The 25044-nt window shown below is 64.1% G+C and carries 26 protein-coding genes; 14 read left to right on the top strand and 12 right to left on the bottom strand.

The window, feature by feature from the left end; translation table 11 throughout:
• Window positions 1-1416, bottom strand: coding sequence for a flagellar hook-length control protein FliK (locus tag RT513_RS12440; RefSeq protein WP_290688920.1), 1416 nt, complete (start codon window positions 1414-1416; stop codon window positions 1-3).
• Window positions 1417-1517: 101 nt separating this feature from the next.
• On the opposite strand from RT513_RS12440, the gene RT513_RS12435 reads away from it, so the two are divergent.
• The 6 genes from RT513_RS12435 to RT513_RS12410 all read left to right on the top strand — a co-directional run bounded on the left by RT513_RS12435 (window position 1518) and on the right by RT513_RS12410 (window position 5116).
• Entirely contained in the window at window positions 1518-1775 is a 258-nt protein-coding gene (locus tag RT513_RS12435; protein WP_290688922.1) for a rod-binding protein, read from the top strand.
• A complete protein-coding gene (locus tag RT513_RS12430) occupies window positions 1768-2064 on the top strand; it encodes a hypothetical protein (protein WP_290688924.1) in 297 nt (98 codons plus the stop codon). The genes RT513_RS12435 and RT513_RS12430 overlap by 8 nt, the downstream gene beginning before the upstream one ends.
• Before the next feature lie 174 nt (window positions 2065-2238).
• A complete protein-coding gene (locus RT513_RS12425; RefSeq protein ID WP_290688926.1) occupies window positions 2239-3441 on the top strand; it encodes a flagellin in 1203 nt (400 codons plus the stop codon).
• Between the two features lie 78 nt (window positions 3442-3519).
• On the top strand, window positions 3520-3897 hold the full coding sequence (gene flaF, locus RT513_RS12420) for a flagellar biosynthesis regulator FlaF (RefSeq protein ID WP_290688928.1): 378 nt from the start codon (window positions 3520-3522) through the stop codon (window positions 3895-3897).
• A complete protein-coding gene (flbT, locus tag RT513_RS12415) occupies window positions 3894-4292 on the top strand; it encodes a flagellar biosynthesis repressor FlbT (RefSeq protein ID WP_290688930.1) in 399 nt (132 codons plus the stop codon). The genes flaF and flbT overlap by 4 nt, the downstream gene beginning before the upstream one ends.
• Window positions 4289-5116 (top strand): DUF1217 domain-containing protein, encoded by an 828-nt coding sequence (locus RT513_RS12410; RefSeq protein ID WP_290688932.1) that lies wholly within the window; start codon window positions 4289-4291, stop codon window positions 5114-5116. Before flbT ends, RT513_RS12410 begins: the two co-directional genes overlap by 4 nt.
• 77 nt (window positions 5117-5193) lie before the next feature.
• Here the strand turns inward: RT513_RS12410 and RT513_RS12405 are convergent, their stop codons facing one another.
• The 3 genes from RT513_RS12405 to dapE all read right to left on the bottom strand — a co-directional run bounded on the left by RT513_RS12405 (window position 5194) and on the right by dapE (window position 10070).
• Complete coding sequence (locus RT513_RS12405; protein WP_409518415.1) at window positions 5194-6459, bottom strand: lytic murein transglycosylase; 1266 nt, start codon at window positions 6457-6459, stop codon at window positions 5194-5196.
• Window positions 6460-6555: 96 nt separating this feature from the next.
• Window positions 6556-8838, bottom strand: a complete 2283-nt coding sequence (rnr, locus tag RT513_RS12400; protein ID WP_313534101.1) for a ribonuclease R — start codon at window positions 8836-8838, stop codon at window positions 6556-6558.
• Window positions 8839-8933: 95 nt separating this feature from the next.
• Window positions 8934-10070: a succinyl-diaminopimelate desuccinylase gene (dapE, locus tag RT513_RS12395; RefSeq protein WP_290691297.1), complete on the bottom strand. Its 1137-nt coding sequence runs from the start codon at window positions 10068-10070 to the stop codon at window positions 8934-8936.
• Between the two features lie 629 nt (window positions 10071-10699).
• Between dapE and cysQ the strand changes: the two genes are divergently transcribed.
• The 3 genes from cysQ to galU all read left to right on the top strand — a co-directional run bounded on the left by cysQ (window position 10700) and on the right by galU (window position 13376).
• Window positions 10700-11494, top strand: coding sequence for a 3'(2'),5'-bisphosphate nucleotidase CysQ (gene cysQ / locus RT513_RS12385; protein WP_290691299.1), 795 nt, complete (start codon window positions 10700-10702; stop codon window positions 11492-11494).
• Between the two features lie 7 nt (window positions 11495-11501).
• Complete coding sequence (locus RT513_RS12380; protein WP_290691302.1) at window positions 11502-12314, top strand: 3-deoxy-manno-octulosonate cytidylyltransferase; 813 nt, start codon at window positions 11502-11504, stop codon at window positions 12312-12314.
• A gap of 168 nt (window positions 12315-12482) precedes the next feature.
• The gene (galU, locus tag RT513_RS12375; protein ID WP_035707656.1) at window positions 12483-13376 is read left to right on the top strand and encodes a UTP--glucose-1-phosphate uridylyltransferase GalU; all 894 of its coding nucleotides are present in this window, start codon (window positions 12483-12485) and stop codon (window positions 13374-13376) included.
• Window positions 13377-13536: 160 nt separating this feature from the next.
• Here the strand turns inward: galU and RT513_RS12370 are convergent, their stop codons facing one another.
• From RT513_RS12370 to RT513_RS12335, 8 genes are read right to left on the bottom strand one after another with little or no spacing between them, the layout of a single operon-like run.
• Window positions 13537-14001, bottom strand: coding sequence for a PTS sugar transporter subunit IIA (locus RT513_RS12370; RefSeq protein ID WP_035742686.1), 465 nt, complete (start codon window positions 13999-14001; stop codon window positions 13537-13539).
• Window positions 14002-14037: 36 nt separating this feature from the next.
• The gene (gene hpf, locus RT513_RS12365) at window positions 14038-14613 is read right to left on the bottom strand and encodes a ribosome hibernation-promoting factor, HPF/YfiA family (protein ID WP_088215759.1); all 576 of its coding nucleotides are present in this window, start codon (window positions 14611-14613) and stop codon (window positions 14038-14040) included.
• Window positions 14614-14624: 11 nt separating this feature from the next.
• A complete protein-coding gene (locus RT513_RS12360) occupies window positions 14625-15986 on the bottom strand; it encodes a hypothetical protein (protein WP_290691331.1) in 1362 nt (453 codons plus the stop codon).
• A 16-nt stretch (window positions 15987-16002) separates the two neighbouring features.
• Entirely contained in the window at window positions 16003-16761 is a 759-nt protein-coding gene (lptB, locus tag RT513_RS12355) for an LPS export ABC transporter ATP-binding protein (RefSeq protein WP_088215855.1), read from the bottom strand.
• 5 nt (window positions 16762-16766) lie between these two features.
• Window positions 16767-17327 (bottom strand): lipopolysaccharide transport periplasmic protein LptA, encoded by a 561-nt coding sequence (lptA, locus tag RT513_RS12350; protein ID WP_088215761.1) that lies wholly within the window; start codon window positions 17325-17327, stop codon window positions 16767-16769.
• Window positions 17324-17992 carry an LPS export ABC transporter periplasmic protein LptC gene (gene lptC, locus RT513_RS12345; RefSeq protein ID WP_088215762.1) on the bottom strand — a complete coding sequence of 223 codons (669 nt, stop codon included), beginning with the start codon at window positions 17990-17992 and terminating at the stop codon, window positions 17324-17326. The genes lptA and lptC overlap by 4 nt, the downstream gene beginning before the upstream one ends.
• A gap of 4 nt (window positions 17993-17996) precedes the next feature.
• A complete protein-coding gene (locus tag RT513_RS12340) occupies window positions 17997-18959 on the bottom strand; it encodes an SIS domain-containing protein (RefSeq protein ID WP_290691311.1) in 963 nt (320 codons plus the stop codon).
• A 16-nt stretch (window positions 18960-18975) separates the two neighbouring features.
• Window positions 18976-19587: a ribonuclease D gene (locus RT513_RS12335; protein WP_088215764.1), complete on the bottom strand. Its 612-nt coding sequence runs from the start codon at window positions 19585-19587 to the stop codon at window positions 18976-18978.
• 453 nt (window positions 19588-20040) lie between these two features.
• On the opposite strand from RT513_RS12335, the gene RT513_RS12330 reads away from it, so the two are divergent.
• The 5 genes from RT513_RS12330 (at window position 20041) to RT513_RS12310 (ending at window position 25030) form a co-directional block, all read left to right on the top strand.
• Window positions 20041-20595, top strand: coding sequence for a recombinase family protein (locus RT513_RS12330; protein ID WP_290691314.1), 555 nt, complete (start codon window positions 20041-20043; stop codon window positions 20593-20595).
• A 518-nt stretch (window positions 20596-21113) separates the two neighbouring features.
• Window positions 21114-21317 (top strand): hypothetical protein, encoded by a 204-nt coding sequence (locus tag RT513_RS12325; protein WP_290691317.1) that lies wholly within the window; start codon window positions 21114-21116, stop codon window positions 21315-21317.
• Between the two features lie 209 nt (window positions 21318-21526).
• Window positions 21527-22162 (top strand): BRO family protein, encoded by a 636-nt coding sequence (locus RT513_RS12320; RefSeq protein ID WP_290691320.1) that lies wholly within the window; start codon window positions 21527-21529, stop codon window positions 22160-22162.
• Window positions 22163-23669: 1507 nt separating this feature from the next.
• The gene (locus RT513_RS12315) at window positions 23670-24113 is read left to right on the top strand and encodes a hypothetical protein (protein ID WP_290691323.1); all 444 of its coding nucleotides are present in this window, start codon (window positions 23670-23672) and stop codon (window positions 24111-24113) included.
• Between the two features lie 122 nt (window positions 24114-24235).
• Window positions 24236-25030, top strand: coding sequence for a hypothetical protein (locus RT513_RS12310; RefSeq protein WP_313534100.1), 795 nt, complete (start codon window positions 24236-24238; stop codon window positions 25028-25030).
• Window positions 25031-25044 lie beyond the last annotated feature (14 nt).

Here is a 25044-nt window from a genome sequence, read left to right as displayed (position 1 = left end):
TCACATGCGCAAATCCAGCCGGTCCTCACCAGCCAGACCTTTTCGGGGAACGGCTTCGATCGTCACGGCAAACTGGGTTTCGACTGCCTCTGATCGGAGCTGATTACGACGGTCCTGCCTCTTTTCGCCGCCGAAATGGAAGCTGACCTCGCCATAGCCCTGCTGCCGGAGATCCCGCTGAAGCTCCGCTGCCTGACGCTTTGCCGCGTCCAGGGAGTCCGCTCGGCTTGAATCAACTTCCACGCGGATACCGCTTGGTGTTTCGTGGATCTTCAAGTCCAGCCGCCCAAGGTCTTTGTCGTCCAGAGACAGCTCCATCGCCTCACCATCCTGCCGCAAAAGCAGCCGGTGTGCCTCCTCCGCGACCGGAGCGGGCGGCGAGAAAAAACGGGGACGGGCTTCGTTGACGCCCTCCGAGTGTCGTTCAGCCCTTCCAGACTCGCGGAGAGCAGGCATCTCCACCGCTTCTCTGTCCAGGACAACTACGGCCTCACCGCGCGAATCGGGTCCGGCCCCACGTCCTTGGTTCTCGGGCTCCGTCGCATCCCCGCCGGGCTCAAAATCGACCTTGCCGGTATGAAGGGGGCTGGCACCCGCCGCCGCTTGGGAAGCCATCTTGTCCGGCGGCAGGATATCCGCCCTGCCTTCCGCGCCCATGGGCTGGCCGGACGGTCGCGGCGGCACCGCCGCGGCGATCTCGGGCGGATTTATTTCACGGCTGGGGGGGCCGCGCTCCGCGATATCCATGCGATTGTGCATGTCAGGCGTGAGGCTTTTGGCTGCCGGCGGCCCGATATCCTGCGATTCCGTTGACGGCCTGACGATGGCGGGGGGCGTGCTCTCGATACTTCCCGGCGCGTTTCCCGATTGCCGGAAATGCGGCTGCTCGTAGGAAAAACCCTCTGACAACTCCTTACTCGCTGGCCTGATTTCCGGCATTGTGCGTGTCTCAGCCGCTGCTGAGGAAATAACCGGCAAAGCGAAAGCCGCGGTCGCAGAGACAGCCCCCGTTTGCTCTGAGAGTTGCGGCGGGTTTTTCCTCTCCTCGTCCGATTGCACTGGGCCTTCCATGCCTGTCTCAAAAGGACTTGGTAAAGCTTCCGACCGAATATCCTCGATTTCAACCGCTTCCGGCTGAATGTCCTGCAGGACGGCCGAATCTGGCAAAACCGGCATAACCCGGTAAGTGCCATCAAGTTTAGTCGAATTTGGCGCCTCTGCTTCGAGACGGACAGAGAAGGGAATCAGCGGGCTGGGCATCAATGTCCTTGGCCCGGGTTCAGGCTCTTTGGAATTGGCGGGCCCCGCTTCAAGCTCATCTTCAAACGCCGGACCCACCAGGAATTCGCATGCAGCAGGCGCCAACCCGGCATCCGTCGTTGGGGCAGCATTCGAAAGAAGAGCAATGGCGTCCATCGTAGGCCTCGCTTTGTGCCATTCGATAATGACCGCAGGAAGTTACTCAATCTTTACCGCTGCGCGCGAAATATGCTGGCAACGAGTGAAAGGAGATGCCGATGGAAATCGATGGAATGCCTGATCAGTCACGGTTACTGAAACTGCGAGCCGCTGCGGAAGCACTGGAGGGCGCTTTTCTCGCGGAAATGCTCAAACCTGCCGAAGCGAAGAACGATTTCGGCGGCGGTGTGGGCGAGGGGCAGTTCGCCTCCTTTCTGCGCGAGGCTCAGGCGAAGCAACTTGTACGCGCGGGGGGTGTGGGCCTTTCGGAGAGCCTCTTCACTGCGCTGATTCGGGGGGAGAGCGGCCATGCGTAATGCGCTCGCACTCATGGAGGCAACGCGTGAAGCGATTGTCGCCGGGCGATTTGAACGGCTGACGGAGCTGATCGATGCGACAGATGATCTGCTGGCGCAACTGCCACGAGCTTCAGGCGAGGAGCTTGCTATTATTCGCGCTCGCGCGCTCCGAAACCAGGGACTTATCAGGGCGGCGCTGACGGGCCTGCGACCATCGGCATCTCTCAACGGCTCCTTTTCCGCTTATGGGACAGATGGCCGCCGCATCACGGACAGCACCGGCCCTGCCGTCGAGCGAAAGGCCTGATCGTTAGAATGCGAGATATTCTCCGCGTCGCTTTAGGAATTCATTAGAGATTCGGCGCCATGATGGACAGGCATCCAGAGGGATGGCGCGGAAAAATCCGCATCGGGCAGAAGGCCGGACCAGCCAATTCACGGCACAACGGGCGCAAAACGCGACCTTATCAGGGGAATTCCTATGTCCAGCATTCTTACGAACTCGAGCGCGATGGTCGCCCTTCAGACGTTGAAGGGCATTAACAGCAGTCTTGCCAAAACTCAGGACGAAATCTCCACCGGGAAGTCGGTCGCTTCCGCCAAGGACAACGCCGCCGTCTGGGCCATTTCCAAAACGATGGAATCCGATGTGGCGAGCTTCAAGGCGGTGTCGGACGGCTTGTCCCAGGCGAAGTCCACTATTGCCGTTGCCCGGACTGCGGTCGAATCGATTGCTGAAGATCTGACTTCGATCAAAGGCAAGATCGTCGCTGCGCAGCAGGGAACCGGTTCCGCCGAACTCCAAAAGGACATCGAAGGGGTTATCGCGAACATCAAGTCCACGATCAGCACGGCGCAATTCAGCGGTATCAGTCTGCTGGAAGGAACAGGGTCGGTCGACTATCTGGCGTCTCTGGATCGCAGCTCCGACGGGTCTGTGACACCGACCAAGATCAGCGTGGCGAAGCAGGATCTGTCCATCGGCACCTATACCGCGAAGGCCGCCTTCACCGGTTCGGACGGTGTGTCGACGGGAGCGGATACCTTTGCGACCACGGTGGATGGTGGCGGGGCAAGCACCAGCATCGTCATCGACAATGATACCGATGCTCTGGCCGCCGGCGACCGGATCTCGGTGACTATCGGTGACAAGACCGCAAGCTATACTGTCACTGCCGACGATGTCGCCTCCTCGACCCCGGCCGATCTGGTCGCAGTTGGTCTGAAGGGCGCGGTCGAAGCCTTGGGCATCGAGGGTGTCAGCCTTGACTACGACAGCGGGGCGCCGGGCACGCTGCTGCTTACGAACAATGGGGCGGGCGACCTTGCCGTCTCCGGTCGCTTTCAGAACGCGGGCAGCGGCGGCCTGGGCGCGCTCGACTCCATCGATGTGAGCACCGTCGCGGGGGCTGCGTCGGCGCTGACGGCGATCGAAGGACTTCTCGATACCGTAAAGACCGCGGGCGCGACGCTGGGCTCCACCGAAAGCCGTGTCGAAAAGCAGGCGAACTTCATCAGCAAACTGTCCGATGCTCTGACACAAGGTATCGGGGCCATGGTGGACGCGGATATGGAAGAAGCCTCGGCGCGGCTCCAGGCGCTGCAGGTGCAGCAGCAGCTGGGGATTCAGGCGCTGTCCATCGCGAACTCTGCGCCGCAGAACGTGCTGTCGCTCTTCCGTTAATATCGTCTGCGGCGGGGCCTATGCCTCGCCGCGCCTTTTTTCCGAGCGTTGAGCCATGTGTCGCTGAAAGGATGCATCTTGAACGCAATCGAGAAGGCGCGAAGCGCCTACGCGCGAACCGAGCCTATGCTGGGAACGGAGCGCGATATGGAATACGAGGCCTTTGCAAGGGCGACACGGCAACTCCGTGCGGCCGTGGCTGGCGGTCGGGCTGGTTTCCCGGCTCTCGTCCAGGGGCTTCACGACAATCGCAGACTGTGGACCGTATTGGCGACGGATGTCGCGAGCCAGCGCAATGGATTGCCCGCCGCGCTCCGCGCGCAGATCTTCTATCTCGCGGAGTTCGTCCGGGTTCAGAGTGATCGTGTATTGAACGGCACCGCGGAAGTGGAGGCGCTGATCGAGATCAATATGGCTGTCATGGCAGGCATCCGGCAACGGGGGACGGGCTCTTGAGCGGGCTGGTTCTCAAACTTGCTCCGGGAGAGAGGCTGCTCGTCAACGGGGCCGTGATTGAAAATGGCGATAGACGATCGCGCTTTTCGATCATCACTCCCGGGGCCCATATTCTTCGCCTCCGCGATGCGCTTCATCCCCGAGAGGCGACAACACCCGTCCGTCGGGCCTGTTATATGGCGCAGCTGGTTCTGTCCGGCGATGCGACGGAACAGGCGACATGGGCCGATCTTTTGGCGGCGATAGATCAACTTGATGATGTCATGGCGGATGCTGCCAGCCGGCTGTTGTTGTCACAGGCGCGGCAGAGTGTCGTCGCACATCAATACTATGCGGCTCTTAAAACGCTTCGCGGGTTGTTGCCCAGGGAAGCGCGACTTCTGGCAGAACCATGAGCTTCGGTCCCGTCATTCCCGTCGGTGGATATGCCGGATGGCGGTTTCTTCAACGTACAGCGGAAGCGCAGAAGGAAACTTTCGTCGCTTCCGCTAAAATGCAGCGCGACGAAGCCTATTTCAGAGAACGCATCAGCGGAATTTCCAGCGCAGAGGAGCTGGTCGCGGACCGGCGCCTGCTTCAGGTTGCGCTTGGCGCCTTTGGTCTGGGTGATGACATTGGTAACAAGTACTTCATCCGAAAAGTACTGGAAGACGGTGTCAACGAACGAACCGCGCTCGCCAATCGGCTTTCCAACAAAGCCTATGCCGAGATGGCATCGACTTTTTCCTTCACCGAAGAGCCGCCTTTAACGCAGAGGGAGGGTTTCGCGGATGCCATCCTCTCTGCATACAAGACACGTGCGTTTGAAGCGGCAGTGGGGGAAAGCAACGACGACATGCGACTGGCGATGAATGCGCAGCGCGAATTGGAGAAACTGGCTGAGCGACCCGGATCGGACAACACTCTTTGGTATGCGGTGCTGGGGTCGAAGCCGTTGCGTACCGTTTTCGAACGGGCGTTTGCCTTACCGGCGAGTTTCGGCGCTCTCGACATAGACCTGCAACTGCGAACGATGAAGAGCCGGGCGCAGAGCACGCTCGGCCAGAATACCATCAAGCAGTTCGCCGATCCTGACCAGTCCGAAGCGCTGATCCGCCGCTTCCTCCTGATGTCCGATCTTCAATCGGGAGCATCGCAAAACGCACCCGGCGCGGGGGCGCTCGCCCTTTTGCGGGGGCAGGGGAGCGCGGCCTCCCTGCTTTCCATCTTGCGGAGGTAGCCCACCACGGAGTGATCCTGCACCGCGAGGGCAGGAACCGAAGCGGGCGGGGGCGTGAACCCCCCTCATGGAGACCGTCAGCGCAGACGATTGAGCAGATCGTAGGAAGGATAGCCGTCCGGTGTCATGCCGCTCGCGACCTGATAGCCCCGGATGGCGGCAATCGTGTCGGGGCCGATTTTGCCATCCGCGCTCCCGGGATCGAAACCGGCACGGGCGAGGCGTTGCTGCAGTTCCGTTCTCTCCGATTGGGTAAGCGCCCGGTCCGTTCTGGGCCAGGCGGTAAGGAAGGGGCCGCCGCCCTTCAGCCGGTCGGAAAGATGGCCGACACCCATCACATAGCTGTCGGCGGCGTTGTAGCGCGAGATGGCGCGGAAATTGTTGAAGATCAGAAAGGCAGGGCCACTTGCCCCGGCAGGCTGGAGCACGGACGCCGCGCCATGATCCCGTAGCCTCGTGCCATCGGCGGAGCGGATGCCCAGAGAGGACCATTCCGCGACACTCTTGCGCGTACCCTTGCCCGCGAGAGAATGGTTGAACCCGGCAGGAAGCACCACCTCCACCCCCCAGGGCTGGCCGCGCGTCCAGCCGGAGCGCGCCAGATAGGCGGCGGTGGAGGCAAGCGCGTCAGAGGGGTCGTCGGACCAGATGTCCCGCTTGCCGTCGCCATGGAAATCCACGGCGTAGAGCAGGTAGCTTGTCGGGATGAACTGCGTGTGGCCCATCGCCCCGGCCCAGGAGCCGGTCATGTGCCGGGCATCGACATCGCCTGCCTGAATGATCTTCAGCGCGGCGACGAGTTGCTGTTCGAAGAACGCGCCGCGCCGTCCGTCATAGGCCAGGGTTGCAAGCGAAGGAATCACCGGCATGGTTCCCCGGTGGCTGCCATAGGAGCTTTCCATGCCCCAGACCGCGACGACCACCTCACGCTCCACACCGTAGCGGGCCTCGATTTCGTCCAGCACGCGGCGGTTCTCGGCCAGCGCCTTGCGCCCGTTCTCGATCCGCGTGTCGGAGACGGCGCTGTCCAGATATTGCCAGATGGACCGCGTGAACTCGGCCTGATTACGGTCGCGCTGGATCACTTCCGGCACGTAGCCCACGCCCGCGAAGGCAGTGTCAAAGGTCCGGGGCGATATCCCCTGAGCCGTCGCCCGACCCCGGAAGCCGGAGAGCCAGCTGTCGAAACCCTGATCCTCCACCATGTTCAGGGCCTGCACCGCAACGGGCGCGCGGGGGAAATCACGCGTTTCCGCGGAGGACCGCGATACCCAGTCGGACGACCCGCAGGCCGGAAGTGCGACGAGGCCGGCCACCGCGAAGGCGGTCAAGGAATTGCGCATACTGTCACCTGCTCGATATTCTTTTTGTTGCGCCGATGGTAGCAACGGAAGACCGATCTGCAAAGCGTCGCGGTGGTCGCAGGTGAAACTTTCGTCCTATCTTTCCCGCTTGCGGCGGGTGAGCTTGCGGGAGGTTGCGTCCTTGCGCGCCTTGGCCGGGCCGGGCTTGCGCCCCTTGGGCGCCCCCGTGCGCCGCCCGCCGGGACGGCCCCCCGCCCGCGGGCCGCGCGGCAGTTCGTTGTCCTCCAGCGTCAGCAGGTCCAGCACCAGCCCGCCGGTCACTGGCACGGCCTCCGCCAGCCGGACGGTGACGCGCTGCCCGAGCGAGAGCGTGAGGCCGGTCTGATCGCCCATCAGCGTCTGGCTGTCAGCGTCGAAATGGAAATACTCATGCCCCAGCGCGCGGATGGGGATCAGCCCGTCCGCCCCGGTCTCATCCAGCCGGACGAAGACGCCGAAACGGGTGATGCCGGCGATGCGGCCCGAGAATTCATTGCCCACCCGCTCGGACAGATAGGCGGCAAGGTAGCGGTCCGTCGTGTCCCGCTCCGCCGCCATGGAGCGACGCTCCGTCTCCGAGATATGCTCCGCCGTGGCCTCCAGCCCCTCGATATCGGCGGGGGTCAGACCGTCCTTCCCCCAGCCATGGGCCGAGATCAGCGCGCGATGGACGATGAGGTCGGAATAGCGCCGGATCGGCGAGGTGAAATGGGCGTAGGACCGCAGCGCCAGCCCGAAATGGCCGAAGTTCTCCGGGTGGTAATAGGCCTGCGTCATCGACCGGAGGGTGGAGATGTTCAGAAGCTGGTCGAACGAAGTCCCCTCCGCCTGTGCGAGCAGGTTGTTGAGATGCCGGGTCTGAAGCACCTGTCCCTTGGCCAGCGTGAAGCCGGACGCCTCCGCCACTTCGCGGAGCGCGTCGAGCTTCTCGGGCGAGGGCTCCTCGTGCACGCGGAACAGCAGGGGACGGCGGCGCTGGATCAATTCCTCCGCCGCGGCGACATTGGCGAGGATCATGAACTCCTCGATGAGCTTGTGCGCGTCCAGCCGGTCCCGGAAGGCGACGGAGGCGACGCGGCCGTCTTCCGTCAGGATGATCCGCCGCTCCGGCAGGTCGAGGTCCAGCGGCTGACGGCGCGCCCGCGCGGCGCTGGCGGCGGCGTAGGCGGCGTAAAGCGGGCGGATCACGCGGTCCAGCAGTGGTTCCGCCTGTGCATCAGGCGCCCCGTCCTGCGCGGCCTGCACCTGCTCATAGGTCAGCGATGCGGCGGAGCGCATGAAGCCCCGCACGAAACGGTGGCTGATCTTGTTGCCCTCCGCGTCGAGCCGCATGCGGACGGCGATGCAGGGGCGCGCAACCCCTTCGTGGAGCGAGCAGAGGTCGCCCGACAGCCTGTCCGGCAGCATGGGCACCACACGGTCGGGGAAGTAGGTGGAATTGCCACGCTCCCGCGCCTCACGGTCCAGCGCCGAGCCGGGTTTCACGTAATGCGCCACATCCGCGATGGCTACCCAGACGATATGGCCGCCGGGGTTGCCTTCATCGCTGTCCGGCTCCGCATAGACCGCATCGTCATGGTCGCGGGCATCGGCGGGGTCGATGGTGACGAGGGGCATGTCGCGCAGATCGTCCCGGCCGCGCACGGTCGCGGGTTTCATAGCATCGGCCTCGGCGATCACGCTGTCGGGGAAGGCGTCGCGGATGCCGTGCTGATGGATCGCGATGAGCGAAACGGCCTTCGGAGCCGAGGGGTCGCCCAGCCGTTCGATGACGCGCGCTTGCGGCAGACCCATGCGGGCGCGGTGGCCAAGCTGTTCGGCCTCCACCAGCTCGCCATCCTGTGCGCCCTGCGTGGCGGTTGCGGCCACGCGCCAGTCGCGGTCGGCGCCCTTGTCGATGGGCACGATGCGCCCGCCCTCCGTTTCCTTGCGGAAGACGCCGAGGATGCGGCGCGGGTTGCTGCCGATCTTGCGGATCAGGCGGGCCTCGTAATGATGGTCCTCCGCCCCTGCCTCCACCACGCGGGCAAGGATGCGGTCGCCGGGGCCGATCGCGGGATCGGTCTTGCGCAGCACCATGAGGATGCGCGGCTCCGGCCCGTCGCCCTGCCATTCCAGCGCGCGGGCGAAAAGGTCGCCGTTGCCGTCCGGCTTCAGCACCTCCAGAACGGAGACCGGGGGCAGCTTCTCCGCATCGCGGTAGCGGCTCCGTTTCCGCTCGAGCTGGCCTTCCGTCTCCAGCTCTTTCAGGATGCGTTTCAGCTCGACCCGCTGATCGCCCTTCACGTTGAAGGCTTTCGCGATGTCGCGCTTGGCCGAAAGGCCGGGATGTGCGGCGATCCACTCAAGGATCTGGGATTTGGAGGGCAGCGGGTTCATGCACACGCCCTACCACAGGCTGCGGGTCCGGTCATCCGGGAAACCGGCGGCGGGGGCAGCGGGTTTGCCGCATTTTCACGGCTCCCGCAGAAGCCTCAGGCGAAATAGTCCCGCAGGATGCGGGCATATATCGCCTTCAGGCCCAGGATCTGCGCGATCTCCACCCGTTCGTCCACTTGGTGCATCGTCTTGCCGACCAGCCCGAATTCCACCACGGGGCAATGGCGGCGCACGAAACGCGCGTCCGACGTGCCCCCGGTGGTGGAGAGCGCGGGGGTGATGCCCGTCTCCGCCTCCACCGCGCGGGCAATGAGGCCGGAGAGCGGACCGGGCGGCGTCAGGAAGGCTTCTCCCGAGACCTTGGTGCGCATCCCGAAGGTGATGCCGGTTTCCGCTGTCACCCGGTCGGCCTCCTGCCGGATCCAGTCGGTGAGGCTTTGCGAGCTGTGGGTGTCGTTGAAGCGGATGTTGACCGTCGCCCGCGCCTCGGCCGGGATCACGTTGGTGGCCTTGTTGCCCGTATCCACGGTGGTGATGGCGAGGGTGGAAGCGTCGAAATGATCGGTTCCGGTATCGAGGCTGTGGTTCGCCAGCCGGTCGAGGAGCCGGACGAGGCCGGTCAGCGGGTTCCTCGCGCGGTGCGGATAGGCGGAATGGCCCTGCACGCCCGCTGCGGTCAGAAAGGCGCTCATGGAACCCCTCCGTCCGATCTTCATCATGTCGCCCAGCCGCTCCGGGCAGGTGGGCTCGCCGACGAGGCAGACATCCATCCGCTCGCCCTGCGCCTCCATCCAGTCGAGGATCGCAGTGGTCCCGTCCACGCCGTCGCCTTCCTCGTCCCCCGTCAGCGTGATGATGATGGAGCCGTCGGGCGGCGTCTCCTGCACGAAGTCGATGGCCGCTGCGACGAAGGCGGCGACGCCCGATTTCATGTCGGTCGCGCCGCGTCCCCAGATCTCCGGGCCGACCACTTCCCCCCCGAAGGGGTCATGGCTCCAGCCTTCGCCTGCGGGGACCACGTCGGTATGCCCGTTGAAGCCGAAGCTCCGCCCGTTTCCGCTCTTGCCCCAGCGGGCGAACAGGTTGGCAATGCCGTTACGGTCCACCCGTGTGCAGGCGAACCCGGCCTCCGTCAGCACCCGTTCCATGAGGAGGAGCGCGCCGCCTTCCTCCGGAGTGACGGAGGGGCAGCGGATCAGTTCGGCGGTGAGGGCTACGGGATCTGTGGGCATGGGCGACCTCCTGCTGTCGGAAGAGGGAGTAGCGCGCCCGGGGTCGGGTGGGCAATGCTTCCCGCGCCTGTCGCGGTCCTGTCGCGGTCTTGTCGGGGCCGACTGTATGGCCGCCCTTCTCTCCGCCCGTCTTTGCTGCCCGTCTTTGCTGCCTGCTGGACCCGCCCGTCTGCCCCGTCTGCCCCCGCCTTCGCGGTCCGCCTAGTCGGGTCCGAGCGTCTGGCATCACCACGCTCAGCGCGCGGTCATCCGCCCAGCCGACCGTCATTTCGGCAAGACGCCCTTCGCCAGTGCCGCGGAGCACGTCCGGCGCCTGCGCGCCGCGCCGCATCATCGGCACCTGATATTCCGGGTCGCCGAGACGGAGGTTGTAGTCCACTGAAGGCGCACCCGACTGTTCCTGACATCAACCCGGCATGGATGACGCCCTGAAACGGCGTGCCACGCCGCCCCATCTCCGGCCCGCCTGCCCGGTTTGCTCCCGCGACACTGGCCCTATGAGGGGGGCAGGGCGCGCTGCCGTGTCTCCTTGTGTTTGCTGGCGTTTTTTCGCTGGACTTCGTCATCTGCCTGCTTGCCCCGCATGGCTCCGCGGCGCTATCAGACGCGGAGCGGAGGAGTGAGACGCCATGGACTTCGACCTGATCGAGCGTGTCTTTCGCGACCTTGCCCTTGCAGCGGGGCGGGAGATCCTCGCGATCTATGACAGCGGGACGCTCGGCACACGGGCCAAGGCCGACGAGAGTCCGGTGACGCTGGCCGATCTCGCCGCCGACCGTGTGATCTCCGAAGGGCTGCGCGCTGCCTTCCCGGAGCTGCCGCTGGTGACGGAGGAGCAGGCCGCGACCCACGCAGCGCAGGCGCGGACCTTCCTCATCGTCGATCCGCTGGATGGGACAAAGGAATTCGTGCGCAGGCGGGCGGATTTCACCGTGAACATCGCTCTGGTGGAGGAGGGCCGGCCCGTTCGCGGCGTGGTCTATGCCCCGGCGCGGGAGCGGCTCTTCTACACCGACGCCGCAGGCCGCGCGGTGGAGGAGGAGGGGCCGTTCGGCCCGCGCCCCGGCCCGCTCCGCCGGCTGCAGGTGCGCAGGCCCGACAATGACGCGCTGATCGTCGTCGCCTCCAAGTCCCACAGGGATGCGGCGACGGAGGAGTATATCGCGCGCTACAGGGTTGCCGCGTCGGAGGCCGCGGGGTCTTCGCTGAAATTCTGCCTCGTCGCGGCGGGGGAGGCGGATCTCTATCCGCGGCTCGGCCCGACGATGGAATGGGATACGGCGGCGGGGGATGCCGTTCTCCGTGCCGCGGGGGGGGAGGTGGCGCGTCTCGACGACCTCTCTCCGCTGACATATGGCAAGTCGGCGTTTCGCAATCCGACCTTTGTCGCCTACGCTCCGGGCGTCGCCCTCCTTCCAGCCTGAGGTGTCCATGAAGACGCTCATAGTCATTCCAGCCCGCTACGCCTCCACCCGCTATCCGGGAAAGCCGCTTGTCCCGCTGACCGGGCCGGACGGGGTGCCCCGCACGCTGATCCAGCGGTCATGGGAGGCGGCAATCGCTGTGGGCGGCATCGACCGGGTGGTGGTCGCCACGGATGACGACCGGATTCGCGCAGCGGCGGAGGCCTTCGGAGCGGAGGTCGTGATGACCCCCGACACCTGCCGGAACGGCACCGAACGCTGCGCTGCGGCACATGCGGCGCTGGGCGGTGGCTACGACATCGTCGTCAACCTGCAGGGGGATGCGCCGCTCACACCCCATTGGTTTGTGGAAGACCTGATCGCCGGTCTGAAACAGGCGCCGGAGGCGGAGATCGCGACACCGGTCCTGCGCTGCGATGGCGCGATGCTGGAAGGGCTGCTGGCCGATCGCCGCGCGGGCCGGGTGGGCGGCACGACCGCGGTCTTTGGCGCGGGGGGGAGGGGGCTCTACTTCTCCAAGGAGGTGATTCCCTTTACCTCTCAAGCCTATGAGCCGCAGGACGCGACTCCGGTCTTTCACCATGTGGGCGTCTATGCCTATCGGCCTGAGGCGCTGGCGGCCTATCCCGGCTGGGAGATCGGCGCTCTGGAGACGCTCGAAGGGCTGGAGCAGCTCCGGTTTCTGGAGAACGGCCGTGCGGTGCTTTGCGTCGAGGTGGCGGCGCGCGGGATGGAGTTCTGGGAGCTCAACAACCTGGAGGATGTTGCCAGGATAGAAGCGATGCTGGCCCGGCGGACGGGAGTTGTCCGTGCAGGATAGGCAACATCTTGCCTAAATTGTCGGCAACTTTTGTGGCAAAGCGGCGTTTGGATGCTACTATCTTTCCGCGCATGCATAACTGCGTCGTCCCGTCACAGAATGCGCTATAGTGTTGGTGTAGTCGCGTCGGAATTGGCCGGCGCTGAACGCCACAGTTCGGAGACCCGAATGAAGACCAAGGTTACCAAGGCCATTTTCCCCGTCGCGGGCTTGGGAACGCGGTTCCTCCCCGCGACCAAATCCGTGCCGAAGGAGATCATGACCCTCGTTGATCGTCCGCTGATCCAGTATGCGATCGACGAGGCGCGGGCCGCGGGGATTGAAGAGTTCATTTTTGTCACCTCCAAGGGCAAGAGCGCGCTCGAGGACTACTTCGACAACGCGCCCGAGCTTGAGAATTCGCTCCGCAAGTCGGGCAAGACCGACCTGCTGGAAATCCTTCAGTCCACCTACATGGATTCCGGTGAGATCGCCTATATCCGCCAGCACAAGGCGCTCGGCCTCGGCCATGCGGTGTGGTGCGCGCGCAACCTCGTCGGCGATGAACCCTTCGCGGTGATCCTGCCCGATGACGTGATCGCGGCGGAGCGGCCCTGCCTTCAGCAGATGGTGGAAGCCTATGCCGAAACCGGCGGCAACATCGTCGCGGCGATGGAAGTGCTGCCTGAAAAGGCATCCTCCTACGGCGTGCTCGACATCGCCGATGACATGGGCTCGCTGGTAAGGGCGAAGGGCATGGTGGAGAAGCCTAAGAAGGGGGAGGCTCCGTCGAACCTCGCCGTGATCGGCCGCTACATCCTGCAACCCAAGGTCATGCAGCATCTCAACGAGAAGAAGGAAGGCGCGGGCGGGGAAATTCAGCTCACCGATGCCATTGCCCGCGAGATCACCGAATCCGGCAACGTCTATGGTTTCCGCTTCCGTGGCCAGCGGTTCGATTGCGGCTCCAAGGCGGGCTTCCTTCAGGCCACCGTCGCATTCGGGCTGGCCCGGGAAGAGCTGCATGACGAATTCGCCGATTATCTGAACGAGATCGTTCCGATCCAGAAGGCGGCACAGTAAGCGGCGGGGTTGCCGCGCCGCTGCGGCGCGGCTCCCCAAACCTCCCCGGCGCCGAAGCCGGGAGTCCAAAACAAAAGGCCGCTCGGAAAGAGCGGCCTTTTCATTATGCCCACCGAGACGCTCTCATCCCCACCGAGATGCGGGCCTCTCCGCCGAGGCGTCAGCCGGCTGCGACCGGGCGTGCTTCGGTCAGGATCGCGTGCAGCTTGGCCGGATCCACATTGGCGCGGAGCTTGGCGCAGATCTGCGGGTCGCGCATCGTGCGGGATACGAGGGCCAGCGCCTTCAGATGCTCGACCCCGCTGTCCTTCGGGGCAAAAAGCGCGAAGATCAGGTCCACAGGCTGCCGGTCCACCGCGTCGAAATCCAGCGGTTTCTCCAGCCGGACGAAAGCGCCGACCACCCTGTCCACCCCGTCGAGCCGGGCATGGGGCAGGGCAATGCCGTGACCCACGCCCGTCGGGCCAAGGCTTTCCCGCTCCTGCAACGCGTCGGTCGCAGACGCGGCGTCCAGATCATAGGCCGCCGCGGCGATTTCGCCGAGTTCCTGAAACAAGCGCTTCTTGCTTGTCAGATGACCGATGACCTTGACGGCCCCGGGCTTGAGAAGGCTCGATATATCCATGGAGCTCTTTCGTCCGGCGCCGCCGGTCAGGCAGCGCTACCTCGTGTTACGCGGGTCGATCCAGCCGATATTCCCGTCATCGCGACGATATACAACGTTCACGCCGCCGTGTCCTTCATTTCGAAAGACCAGAAGAGACGATCCCGCCAGTTCCATCTGCATCACCGCCTCGCCCACGGATACGGAGGGTATGCGCGCCTCCATCTCCGCGATGATCATCGGTTGCAGCGTATCGGGTTCGACATCCTCGGGTCCGTCACTCGCGGCGAGGATATACGAGGAACCCCCGTCAAAGACAACCGGCTGCGCGCGGTTCCTCTGATGCGCCTTCAGGCGGCGGCGATAACGGCGAAGCTGCTTTTCCATCTTCTCCGTGCAGGCTGCGCAGGCGGCATAGATTTCCGTCGCCGTTCCCTTGGCCTGAATGGACAGGCCGCTGGGAAGGTGGAGTGTCGCCTCGCAGGCGAACTCATAGGAATTGCGGGAGAATGTGACGAGGGCATCCGTCGGCTCCTGCGCATATTTGAGCGCAAGGGCGTCGATCTCCGTCCGCACATGCGTCTGGAGTGCTTCGCCGATGTCGAGCTGCTTGCCGCTGATCTGATAGCGCATGGTCTCTCCTTTCAGGCTCCAGAGGGAAACCCGCGCGCGCCGCGCCGGTTCATTTCCCCGTGGTCATTACCCCGGTCCCCGTCACTCTCCTCCATCCGGGTCAGGCGCACCGAACGGCGGCGCTGCGCTGAGGACGGTATCCGCATGCTCTCGCGGTATTTGGCGACGGTTCGCCGGGAAATGTCAACGCCGCGACCCCGGAGAAGGTCGCACAGCATGGCGTCGGAAAGGGGGGTCTGGGGCGGTTCTGCGGCGATCAGACGCAGGAGGTGCTGCCGGACGGCGGCGCTCGACACAGATGTGCTTTCAGCGCCCTCCGTCGCGGGAAGCGCGCTGGAGAAGAACATGGAGAGCGGCAGCAACCGGCCTCCGAAGATCAGCGACTTGGCGGTGATCGCCCGCCCGAGCGTGGAGGGGTGCAGGGCCAGTTCTTCCGCCAGCGTCGTCCGTGTCAGGGGCCGGAGCGCGTCGGGACCGGAATGAAAGAAGTCGGCCTGCCGGGCAAGGATCGCTTTCCCGATGCGGAGCAGCGTGGCCTGCCGCCACTCCACCGCGGCGATCAGCGCGCGTGCCTGCGCGAGCCGCGCCTCGACGCTCTCCCCGCCGCGAAGCGCCTGCACAAGCCGCGCGTCGAGCGACAGGGTGAACGACCGTGCCCGCTCCACGAGAAGGCTTCCGTCGTTCTGGCGCACGATGCGCAGGTCCGGCAGTGCAGGCCCCGAAGGCGCTGGCGACGCTTCCCCGACCGGGGCGTTCGGCAGGCGCCGCAGAAGGGCACGGACCCGTTTCAGGAGCGGCGGGGGCAGATCGGGGAGGGACGGGAGCGCGCGTCGCTGGCGGAGACGTCCCGCAGGCGTCGCGACAAGCGCGGCTATGCGATGGGCGGTCGGCTCGTCGATTCCGTCTTCCTCCAGCCGCGCGGCGAGGAATTCCGCGAAACTGCGGGAGCCGACCCCTGTCGGCTCACAGGTCTTCAGCACGGTCACGGCTGCTTCGGCGAAGTCTGCGGATTGTCCGGCCGCTGCCAGCAGGGCTCTGGCCTCTCCCTCCAGATAGCCGTCCGGCCCGACATGGGCGGCCAGCGTCAATGCCGCGCGGGAGAGTGTCGGGGGCAGCGCCTTCATGCTGATCTGCGCCGTCAGCTCTTCCGTCAAAGGGCGTACCGCCGCCACGGTGCCGAGCGCGAGATCATAGAGCGCGCCACCGCTTTCCTGCCGGCGGGCGCGGAACCTCAGGAAGGGGTTCTCTGCCGCTTCCGCTGCCAGCGTCTCCATCAGCCCCAGAGCGGGCAGCGCGAGCAGGCCGATCGACTGACGCAGTGCCGGCGTCAGCGCGAGCCGTTGCTGGTGTTTCAGGCCGAGCCTGGGTGTCACGGCCAAGTCTGCCCCCTCAGCTGTAGGTGAAGGCCTCCCCGAGATAGACGCGTCGCACGTCGGGGTTGCTGACCACCTCTGCCGCCGTGCCGCTCATCAGCACGGTTCCATCATGGAGGATATAGGCGCGATCGACGATTTCCAGTGTCTCGCGTACGTTATGGTCGGTGATGAGCACGCCGATGCCCCGCGCGCTCAGATCCTTCACCAGATCCCGGATATCGGAAATGGAGATCGGATCGACCCCAGCGAAGGGTTCGTCCAGCAGCAGGTAACGGGGATTGGCCGCGAGGCTCCGCGCGATCTCCACCCGCCGACGCTCCCCACCCGACAGGGCGAGCGCGGGGGAATTGCGCAGATGGGTGATGGAGAATTCCGAGAGCAACTCCTCCAGCCGTTCGCGGCGGCGGTGGCGGTGCTTCTCCGAGATCTCCAGAATGGCGAGGATGTTGTCCTCCACCGAGAGGCCGCGGAAGATCGACATCTCCTGCGGCAGATAACCGATGCCAAGCCGCGCGCGGCGATACATCGGCAGGCCGGAGGCATCCCGCCCGTCGATGATGACCTCGCCCCCGTCGGCCATGACCAGACCGGCGATGGCGTAGAAACAGGTGGTCTTGCCGGAGCCGTTCGGGCCGAGCAGCCCGACCACCTCCCCGCGGGCGAGATGGAGGGAAACATCGCGGATGATCGTGCGCTTGCCATAGCTCTTGCGCAGGCCACGCACGACAAGTCCGCTGGGCGAGGCCGGTTGCGGCGGTGTGGGGCGGGGCATCCGCATCAGCGGTTGCTCCGGCCGGATGAGGGGCGGGATGGGGTGCCGGGCGGGTTGCCGGACTGGATGACGGTGCGGACGCGCCCCTCCATCCGGCCCGTGCCGCTGCCCACATTGACGACGAGACGCTGGCCGGTGATCGTGCTTCCCGCCTGCGTGACGACGACGCTGCCGGTCATGACGATCTGGTCCTCAGCCATGGTATAGACGGCCTCCGCCCCCTGAACGCCAAGGTCACCGGAGGCGATGAGCACGTTGCCGGTCGCGTGGATGGTGGAAATACCGCCCTCCGCCCCGTCCGCTCCCGCGGCATAGGTCGCCTCCACGCGGTCGGCGCTCATCCGCGTGGTGCCCTGCGTCACCACCACATCGCCGGTAAAGACCGCGGTGCCCTTGGCCTGATCCACCTCGAGCTGGTTGGAGGTGATCTCCACCGGCTGGCCCGGATCCTGCTTCATCTCGTTGAACTGGAGGCCCACGCCCTGCGCAAGGACGGGCTGGCTCAGGAGGGGGGCGAGCGGGAGGAGCAGTAACGCGCCGAGAGCCGCGCGCAGGACAAGGGTCATGGGGTCTTCCTCTCCTCGGGAGCCTTTGGCTGATACACTATCCGCACGCCTTCGGTGAAAACCAGCCGGTAGTTTTCGCCCCCGCCGTCTCCCCCGGTTTTCTGGCGGAAGACCTGCATCGCCCCGGCCTGCAGCGTGCCGAGCGGGCCGCGCCCGTCCACGGGGCCGGTGGCGTCGAGCTGGCCCACGTCAAGAAGCGCCGTGACGGTGGGGGCATGCATCTCGTATCCGTCGGACCGGTTGACATCCACGCCGCCGCTCAGCCGGAGGGTCTTGGCGCCTGTATCGACGATCCCCGTCGGGGCGGTCACGACAGTCTCCGCGCCGCCCGGTTCCTCCAGCCGCGCGAGCACGTTTTCCGCCGTTGCATGGCCCGGATCCTCTCGGTCGGGCCGGGCGGTATAGGCGGCGATGGTGACCATCGTGCCGTCGGAGGTCATCCCGGCATAGGTCGGATTGGTGATCCGCTGATCGCGGATCAGCGCCTCCACATCCAGATTGGCTTCTGCAAAGGGAATGCCGGAATTCGGGTCGATCCGGTGGGAGATCAGGAAGATGGTCGACAGAATGCCGAGCGCCACGAGAGGCAGGATGACCTTCGCCCAGGCGACGAAGCGGGAATAGGTGATCCTGCGGGTCGCGCGGGCGGCGGCGGCCTCTGTCATTGCCTCACACCACGCCCGCGCGGAGGCAGTCCTGAATGTGGATGAGGCCCACCGGGTTGCGGCTGCCCTCCGGCTCCACCACGAAGAGCACGGTGATGCGCCGGTCCTGCATCACCGCCAGCGCGCGCTCCGCCAGCGCGTCGGGGCCGATGGTGCGGGGGGCAGGGGTCATCACCTGGTCCGCGCGCCTGTCCAGCAGTCCGGCCATGTGGCGGCGCAGGTCGCCGTCGGTGATAATGCCGGCGAGGGTGCCGTCCGCCTCCGTCACGCCGGTGACGCCGAAGCCGAGCCGGCTCATCGTCAGGAGCGCATCCGACATGGGCGCGTCGCGCGGGACGAGCGGGAGATCGGTGTGCATGAGGTCGCGCACCTTCAGCAGCCGCGCGCCGAGCTTGCCGCCGGGATGGAAGACGCGGAAATTCTCCGCCGTGAAATGCCGGTGTTCCATCAGCGCGATGGCAAGGGCATCTCCCAGTGCCAGCGTCATGGTGGTGGAGGTGGTGGGCACCAGCCCTTCGCCGCCCGCCTCCGGCGCGGGAGGAAGCAGAAGCGCCACGTCGGATTGCCGCAGCAGCGTGGACTCCGCCCGGCTCGCCACCCCGATCAGCGGAATGTCGAAGCGGCGGGTATGGGCGAGGATATCGGCCAGTTCCGGCGTCTCGCCGGAGTTGGACAGCACGAGCGCCACATCCTCCCCCGTGATCATGCCGAGGTCGCCATGGCTGGCCTCCGCCGGATGGACGAAATGCGCGGGCGTGCCGGTGGAGGCGAGCGTCGCGGCGATCTTCCGCGCGACATGGCCGGATTTCCCCATGCCGGAGACGGTCACCCGCCCGCGGGTGGCGAGTATCGTCTCCACCGCCCGCGCGAAACTGCTCCCGAGCGTATCCGCGAGCAGGACAAGCGCCTCCGCTTCGCGCAGGATCACGCGGCGGCCCGTCTGGATGAAAGTGTCGGCCTCCGTCATCTGTTGTCCTGCGAGGTCAGTGCGAGAACAGGTCGGGCTCCGCCCAGCCCTTCAGGTCGAGGATGGCGCGGGTCGGCAGGAAGTCAAAACAGGCCCGTGCCAGCTCCGTCCGGTCTTCCCGCGCGAGCCGACGGTCCAGTTCTTCCCGCAGGCGGTGCAGGTAAAGCACGTCCGATGCGGCATATTCGAGCTGCGCCTGCGTCAGTGTTTCGGCGCCCCAGTCGGACGTCTGCTGTTGCTTGGAGATGTCCACGCCCACCAGCTCGCTCACCAGATACTTCAGCCCGTGCCGGTCGGTGAAGGTGCGGATGAGCTTGGAGGCGATCTTGGTGCAGTACACCGGCGCCGTCAGCGTGCCGAACGCATTGTAGAGCGCGGCAATGTCGAACCGCCCGAAATGAAAGAGCTTCAGGACGTTCGGATCGGCCAGCATGCGCTGAAGGTTCGGGGCGCTGGTCTGCCCCTTGCCGATCTGCACCAGATGCGCCTCGCCGTTCCCCGCGGACAGCTGAACCAGGCACAGCCGATCCCGCCGGGGGTCAAGCCCCATCGTCTCCGTATCAATGGCCACGACCGGACCGAGATCAACTCCGTCCGGCAGGTCACCCTGATGAAGATGGATCGCCACGTTCTCACCTTTCCTCGCGGGGAGGGGGTGGTGCCCAGGAGAGGTGTTCCGGCACCAACCCACCCATGCGCTCATCCTGATTTTCGATTGAAAATCATATGGTTGACGATATGGGTAGAGCGGCGAGAAGCTCTCGTGTGTCCCGAACGATACCCTCAATGTGCTCCTAGATAGCGATCTCGCGGCGGGAGAGCAAGGCGGGGCTATTTTGCCGCAAAAATCCGAAGCACCGACCTCGACAGGTGGTGATGATGCATACCCCCCGGTGGCTCACACGGTTCCCTCCACACTCCCTTTCGAGAGAGTGACGCAAACCTGTCCCACTGCCCTTGCCCCAGCAGGACAGCGCTCCACCCCGCTCCAACCGTCCCACATGGGTCCATATTGACATTATCGGACAGCATCTCTATCGGACAACCCTAGTAGGACAGCACGCGGACAGGGGAGACGGCAATGCTCATTGGATATGCGAGGACTTCCACGCTGGATCAGACAGCAGGGCTGGATGCACAGCGGCGGGACCTGACGGCGGCAGGATGCACTCGGTTGTATGAGGAGCAGGTGTCCTCAGTAGACGTGGTGGCGCGCACAGAGCTTGCCTCGGCGCTGTCCTTCATCCGCGAAGGAGATACGCTTGTCGTCACCAAGCTGGACCGTCTCGCGCGCTCTACGCGGCACCTCATGGAGATCGTAGGAACGCTTGAGGAGCGCAAGGCGGGGTTGAGGGTCCTCGACATGGGCCTTGATACCTCCACGCCTACCGGGCGGCTCATGCTCACCCTGCTGGGCGGCATCGCTCAGTTCGAGAGGGAGATCATGCTGGAACGCCAACGGGAGGGCATCGCCAAGGCCAAGGTAGAAGGCAAGTATCGTGGCAGAGCACCCACGGCACGAGCCAAGGCCGATGAGGTGCTACGGCTCCACAGGGAAGGAGTAGGCGGAACGGAGATAGCGAAGCGGCTTGGGATTGCCCGGAGCAGCGTTTACCGGCTTCTGGAAGGGGCGTAAGGGGGCTTGTCTGCGGTTTGTTACTCGCGAGTAACTCATCCTCTGTGCCATCATATCTGTGATGCGGGGGAGGTGGGCAGCGGGCAGCGGTCAACCCTATCGGAAGTCCCTGAGATATTCTCAGGGAGCCGCTCAAAGGCCATCAAAGGCACCCTACAGACGCTCTCCCCGCTCTTGCACTTACCCTACCGAGAACCATTACAGCACATCACAGGCGCTCTACGGGCCTCCTGTGCGACATAGCCTTACCACAGCCTCTAGGAAGCTCATAGAGGAGCGCTGGGCAATCCCGGCCTACAACCCCTACCGAGGACCGCTACAGGCGCTGTGAGGGGCGCTGGGGGGAGTGGAACTTCACTACCCTTGGTGGGAACCAGCACCTGCCCTCAAATTGAGGGTATGTTCCCCGTGCGGCCACCTCATTGATGACGAGCAGCAGGTAGTCAGGAAGGTCAGCGCAGGGGCCTTTTTGCTGGATCGTCAAGGCAACCGTGCCTATCTTCTACAGGAGACCTTTCATGCCCGAGGCGGACAACATGAGCATGACCATGCGCGAAGCGGTGGAGATCGAGAAGCTCAAGGTGGAGGTCAACCGCATCATTGCGGAGACTGCCAAGATCAACCGGGAACGCTGGTGGTATCCTCTGGTGGTCGGGACGGGCCTCTTCGCGGCTGGCGCTGCGTTCTTCGGGGCCACATTGAAGCTCCTCGGGGTCGTATAACCCAACCCTCCCGACATCGCTAACTGACCTTTCACGGCTCCTTCGGGGGCCGTTTTGCTTTGCCTAGACGCTCTTTCCGGGTGCCTCTCAGCGGCGGGCTTCAAGGGCCTTCCGGTGGTGGAAGTGGATGGCGTTCTGGAGTGGGCCGGGTTCGATCCCGAGAAACTAAGGGCGCTGAAAGAGCGCCCGGATAGCATCTGGAGTGAAGCATGAAAGACAGCAACGAGAACGAAATCTTCCAATTCGAATTTAAAGGCATCACCTTGCGGGCCGTGAAGATCGCCGGGGAGCCATGGTTCGTGGCGGTGGACCTCTACTCCGCCTTGTTCGGGCGGACCACCGGCATCAGCGCACGTTCATTCCTTACGGATGACGAGCAGATGGTCATCCGAAAGCTGAGCGCGTATAACGCGCTGAGCGACCTCTTCTCAGGAGCCCGCTATCAGCTGGCGCTCATCTCCGAAAGTGGCCTCTACAAGCTCATCATGCGCGCCAAACGGAAGAACCCCGTGGCCCGCGAGTTCCAAGACTGGGTGACGCGCGATGTCCTCCCCGCGATCCGCAAGGACGGCGGTTACATCATGGGCGAGGAGAAGGTGGTGACTGGCGAGATGTCGGAGGACGAGCTTGTCCTCAAGGCACTTACGCTCCTCAACGGGAAGGTGGACCGGCTCCGCGTGGAGAAGGAGAAGCTGGAGAGGGAAAACGGGAAGCTGGAGAAGGAGAACGGGAAGCTCACTGCGGAACTCACGTCCGTGACCTTGGCGGAGTATGCGGCAATCAATCACGTCTATTTCACGCAATCCGAGAAGGGGCGCATCACCGCCGCTGTTCGGAAGCTCTGAGCCACCCTCGGGGTCCCCATCGGCAAGGACACCCGCTTCATTCGGACCCATGGGAAGGAGTTTGAGGCGCAGGTGAACGTGTATAGACGCGACGTTCTCGACCGCGATCCGCAAGGACGGCGCATATGCGCGCGGGGAAGAAATACAACCATAAGATGTTGCTGTGATGCCACATTCGCGTCGCATGAGCTTGGAAGGGGCGCGAGGGAGTTTTCGATTCCCGTCAAAGGGTTGTGATTCGTTCTTCAACACGCGTTCCCAGTACTGGGAATGCTTCATATTTTTCAATAGCTTAATGCGGTTTACAGTCAGCCGGGACAGATTCATGTTTTTGCTGGCGGGCAGACCTTGGACCCGCATTTGGAGATAAGCATGACACCCAAAACCAGACCGAGACCGCGCGCCGCATCCAAAGCGTCAAACGCGGAAAGAGATGTATTGCAAGCGGCGGGCTGTTGCATGGTGGCTCTGAACGCCTTGCAACAGGGCGCTCCCGTGGGCGCTCCCCAAGTGTGGGCACCTCTGGCCAGTGCTCTCGACTACGTCACCCCTCTCATTCCTGACCGTGGCAAGGAGACCGGGGAAATTCACCCACGAAATGCTCCGAAGGCCGCTGCTATCATCAGACGGGGGAAGCGCCCACCTGAGCGCGAAGTCCTTAACTCGATTGACTGCTGTGTGGCTTCGCTTCAGTCCCTTCAGCACGGCCTACCGATGACGGACCTATGCTCATGGGTCCCCCTTGCGCGGGTGCTTGGGTATCTTTTGCCCCTCGTGCCCGCTGACAGTGAAACCGTAGGAAGCTCCTCATGCCCGAATACAGGGCCGGGATGGGGTGTCCCGGAACCTCTCACCCCGCTTACATTGGCCGAAGTGCGCGATGTGACGCGGCCCGGAAAGGGCTAGTTTATGCGTCTTTGGGCACAGTTTTGGGCACAGTCACGTCGCAACCTTCTGATTTTTCTAGTAGAACCAGACAACACAAATACAAAAATCCAATACCGCAATAACTAGCTGAAATGGCTTGATAATTTCCGTTGACTGGGCTGCCTCCTTCCTCCATAACTACACTCACAGGGGCGCAACGCTGCCCCGACTCAACCGTCGCGTGGTGTGGAAGCCGCGCCCCGTCCTAGGCACTCAGTGCAACCCTTACCCCCGCGCACGATAGGCGGGACACTATCAAATCTGACACGCACGGAGGCCATGAGCGGTATTCTGGAGGCGTTAGAAGGTTTGCCCATGCCCAACCCTCTGAGAAATCGGAGGCCGACTCCACAGGCGCTCTCCGTGGCTCTGTGAGGGTATCAGGACGGCGAGTCAGTGCCGCTAGAATAGATGCCGAAATCCGCGCGTCCTGTCGTGACGTGCCGGAAAAGGTGTGCCCGTTCTTCTGCGGACCTCATGCAGTATCCGGCGCGGCAGCGACCGGGAAAGCCTTCACCCACGACCGCATTGTTGCGGGGCGGCGGGAACCCTTACCCAACTTTCAGGAAAACAACCCGAGATGACTATCCAAAATACCACCGATGTGTTCTCTCCCGACACGGAAGAGGACGTGTTTGATCCAATCCTCGAAGAATTCCGCCGACTCCGTGGCAGCATCATTGCCAACCTGACCATGGTTGCCGACTACGTGCCCCGCGCGCTTTTTCCGGTAGAGGGGGGCCAGATCACTCCGGCACATCTTGAGACGGAAGTAGCCGAAATCCGCACCTTCCTTGCCTCGGTCGAAGAGGTGCGCTTCCTCCTTGACCTGACAGATGAGGCCCTACGGCTTCTTACCCCCATCTTCCCAATTTTGATCGCAGCCACGAAAGAGGGCGTCGTGCTGATGCCGGAGGTTCTCAAGGGTGTTTCAGGTGTGGCGGGAGATGTGACGGAGGTTCGTCGCCTTATCCGTTTGCTCCGTGCCCCGAGGGTTGCTGACAAAGAGGAGAGCGCCCAATGAGCAAATCCGGCATTTTTGGAACGGACATCGCAGACCCGCGCACCCCTCGGATCAAGCTGCAATCCCCCGGCATCGCTTCCGCCCCCGTTCTCCGCGCAGCACAGCCCGTTCGGAACTCCAATGTGGACGCCCTCGTGCGCTCCCTTGGGGGGCTTAACGCGACGCTGGAGGAGTATGGAAAGGTGGATCGGGCGATCAAGAACGATCCCAACTCCACCGAGAACAAGGAATACTTCGCGCGGCTCCAGATGATGACACCGGAGCAGCTACGTGAGGAGGCTCGAACGGGCTCTTCGGACGGCATAAGGGTGCGGAACGATGCCCTGAATGCGCTCCTTGGCGAACGCGCTTCCTCCGACTTCCGCGTCTCGTGGTCCTCCTATTACAACACCGACTTCGACCGCACCTACGGAGATGCCGGGGCGGAGTTCGACAGGATGCGCGAGGACTTCGCGGCGGACCTCCCCACGGAAATCTCCAAGGCCAACTTCTATCGCCAGACAGACGCCTTCCGGGGCTCGTGGATGGAGAAGGATGCGGCTGAAAAGACAGAGCACACCAAGACGCTCATCAACTCCACGATCCTCGACGGGATGCGGAACAGCGTCGATGATGACCTTCATGCATCCGTGGAGCCCTCCGAGATTGTCAGGAAGGTGTTCCAGCGTAGCAGCGCCAACAGGGACTTCCTAGGGCTCTCCGGGCAGGAGCAGAACGAGACACTCTTTGCGCTCGCTCAGGAGTATGCACAGCGGGGGGAGGTGGAGGTCGTCCGTCAACTCCTTACTGCGGACAGGCAGGGAGGCAACGGGGAGGTCATCCCGTCCCTGTCCCGGATCGCGGGATACACCACCAAGGCCGAAGCGCTCATTGAAAGGTCGTGTCTCGGAAGTGGTGGAAATTGGACGGCGGCGTAATCTCCGGGTGAACT

Origin of the sequence: Haematobacter sp., from assembly GCF_032102465.1 — a bacterium.
In the GTDB taxonomy this organism is placed as follows: Bacteria; Pseudomonadota; Alphaproteobacteria; order Rhodobacterales; family Rhodobacteraceae; genus Haematobacter.
This window is presented reverse-complemented; position numbering and strand designations above follow the sequence as displayed.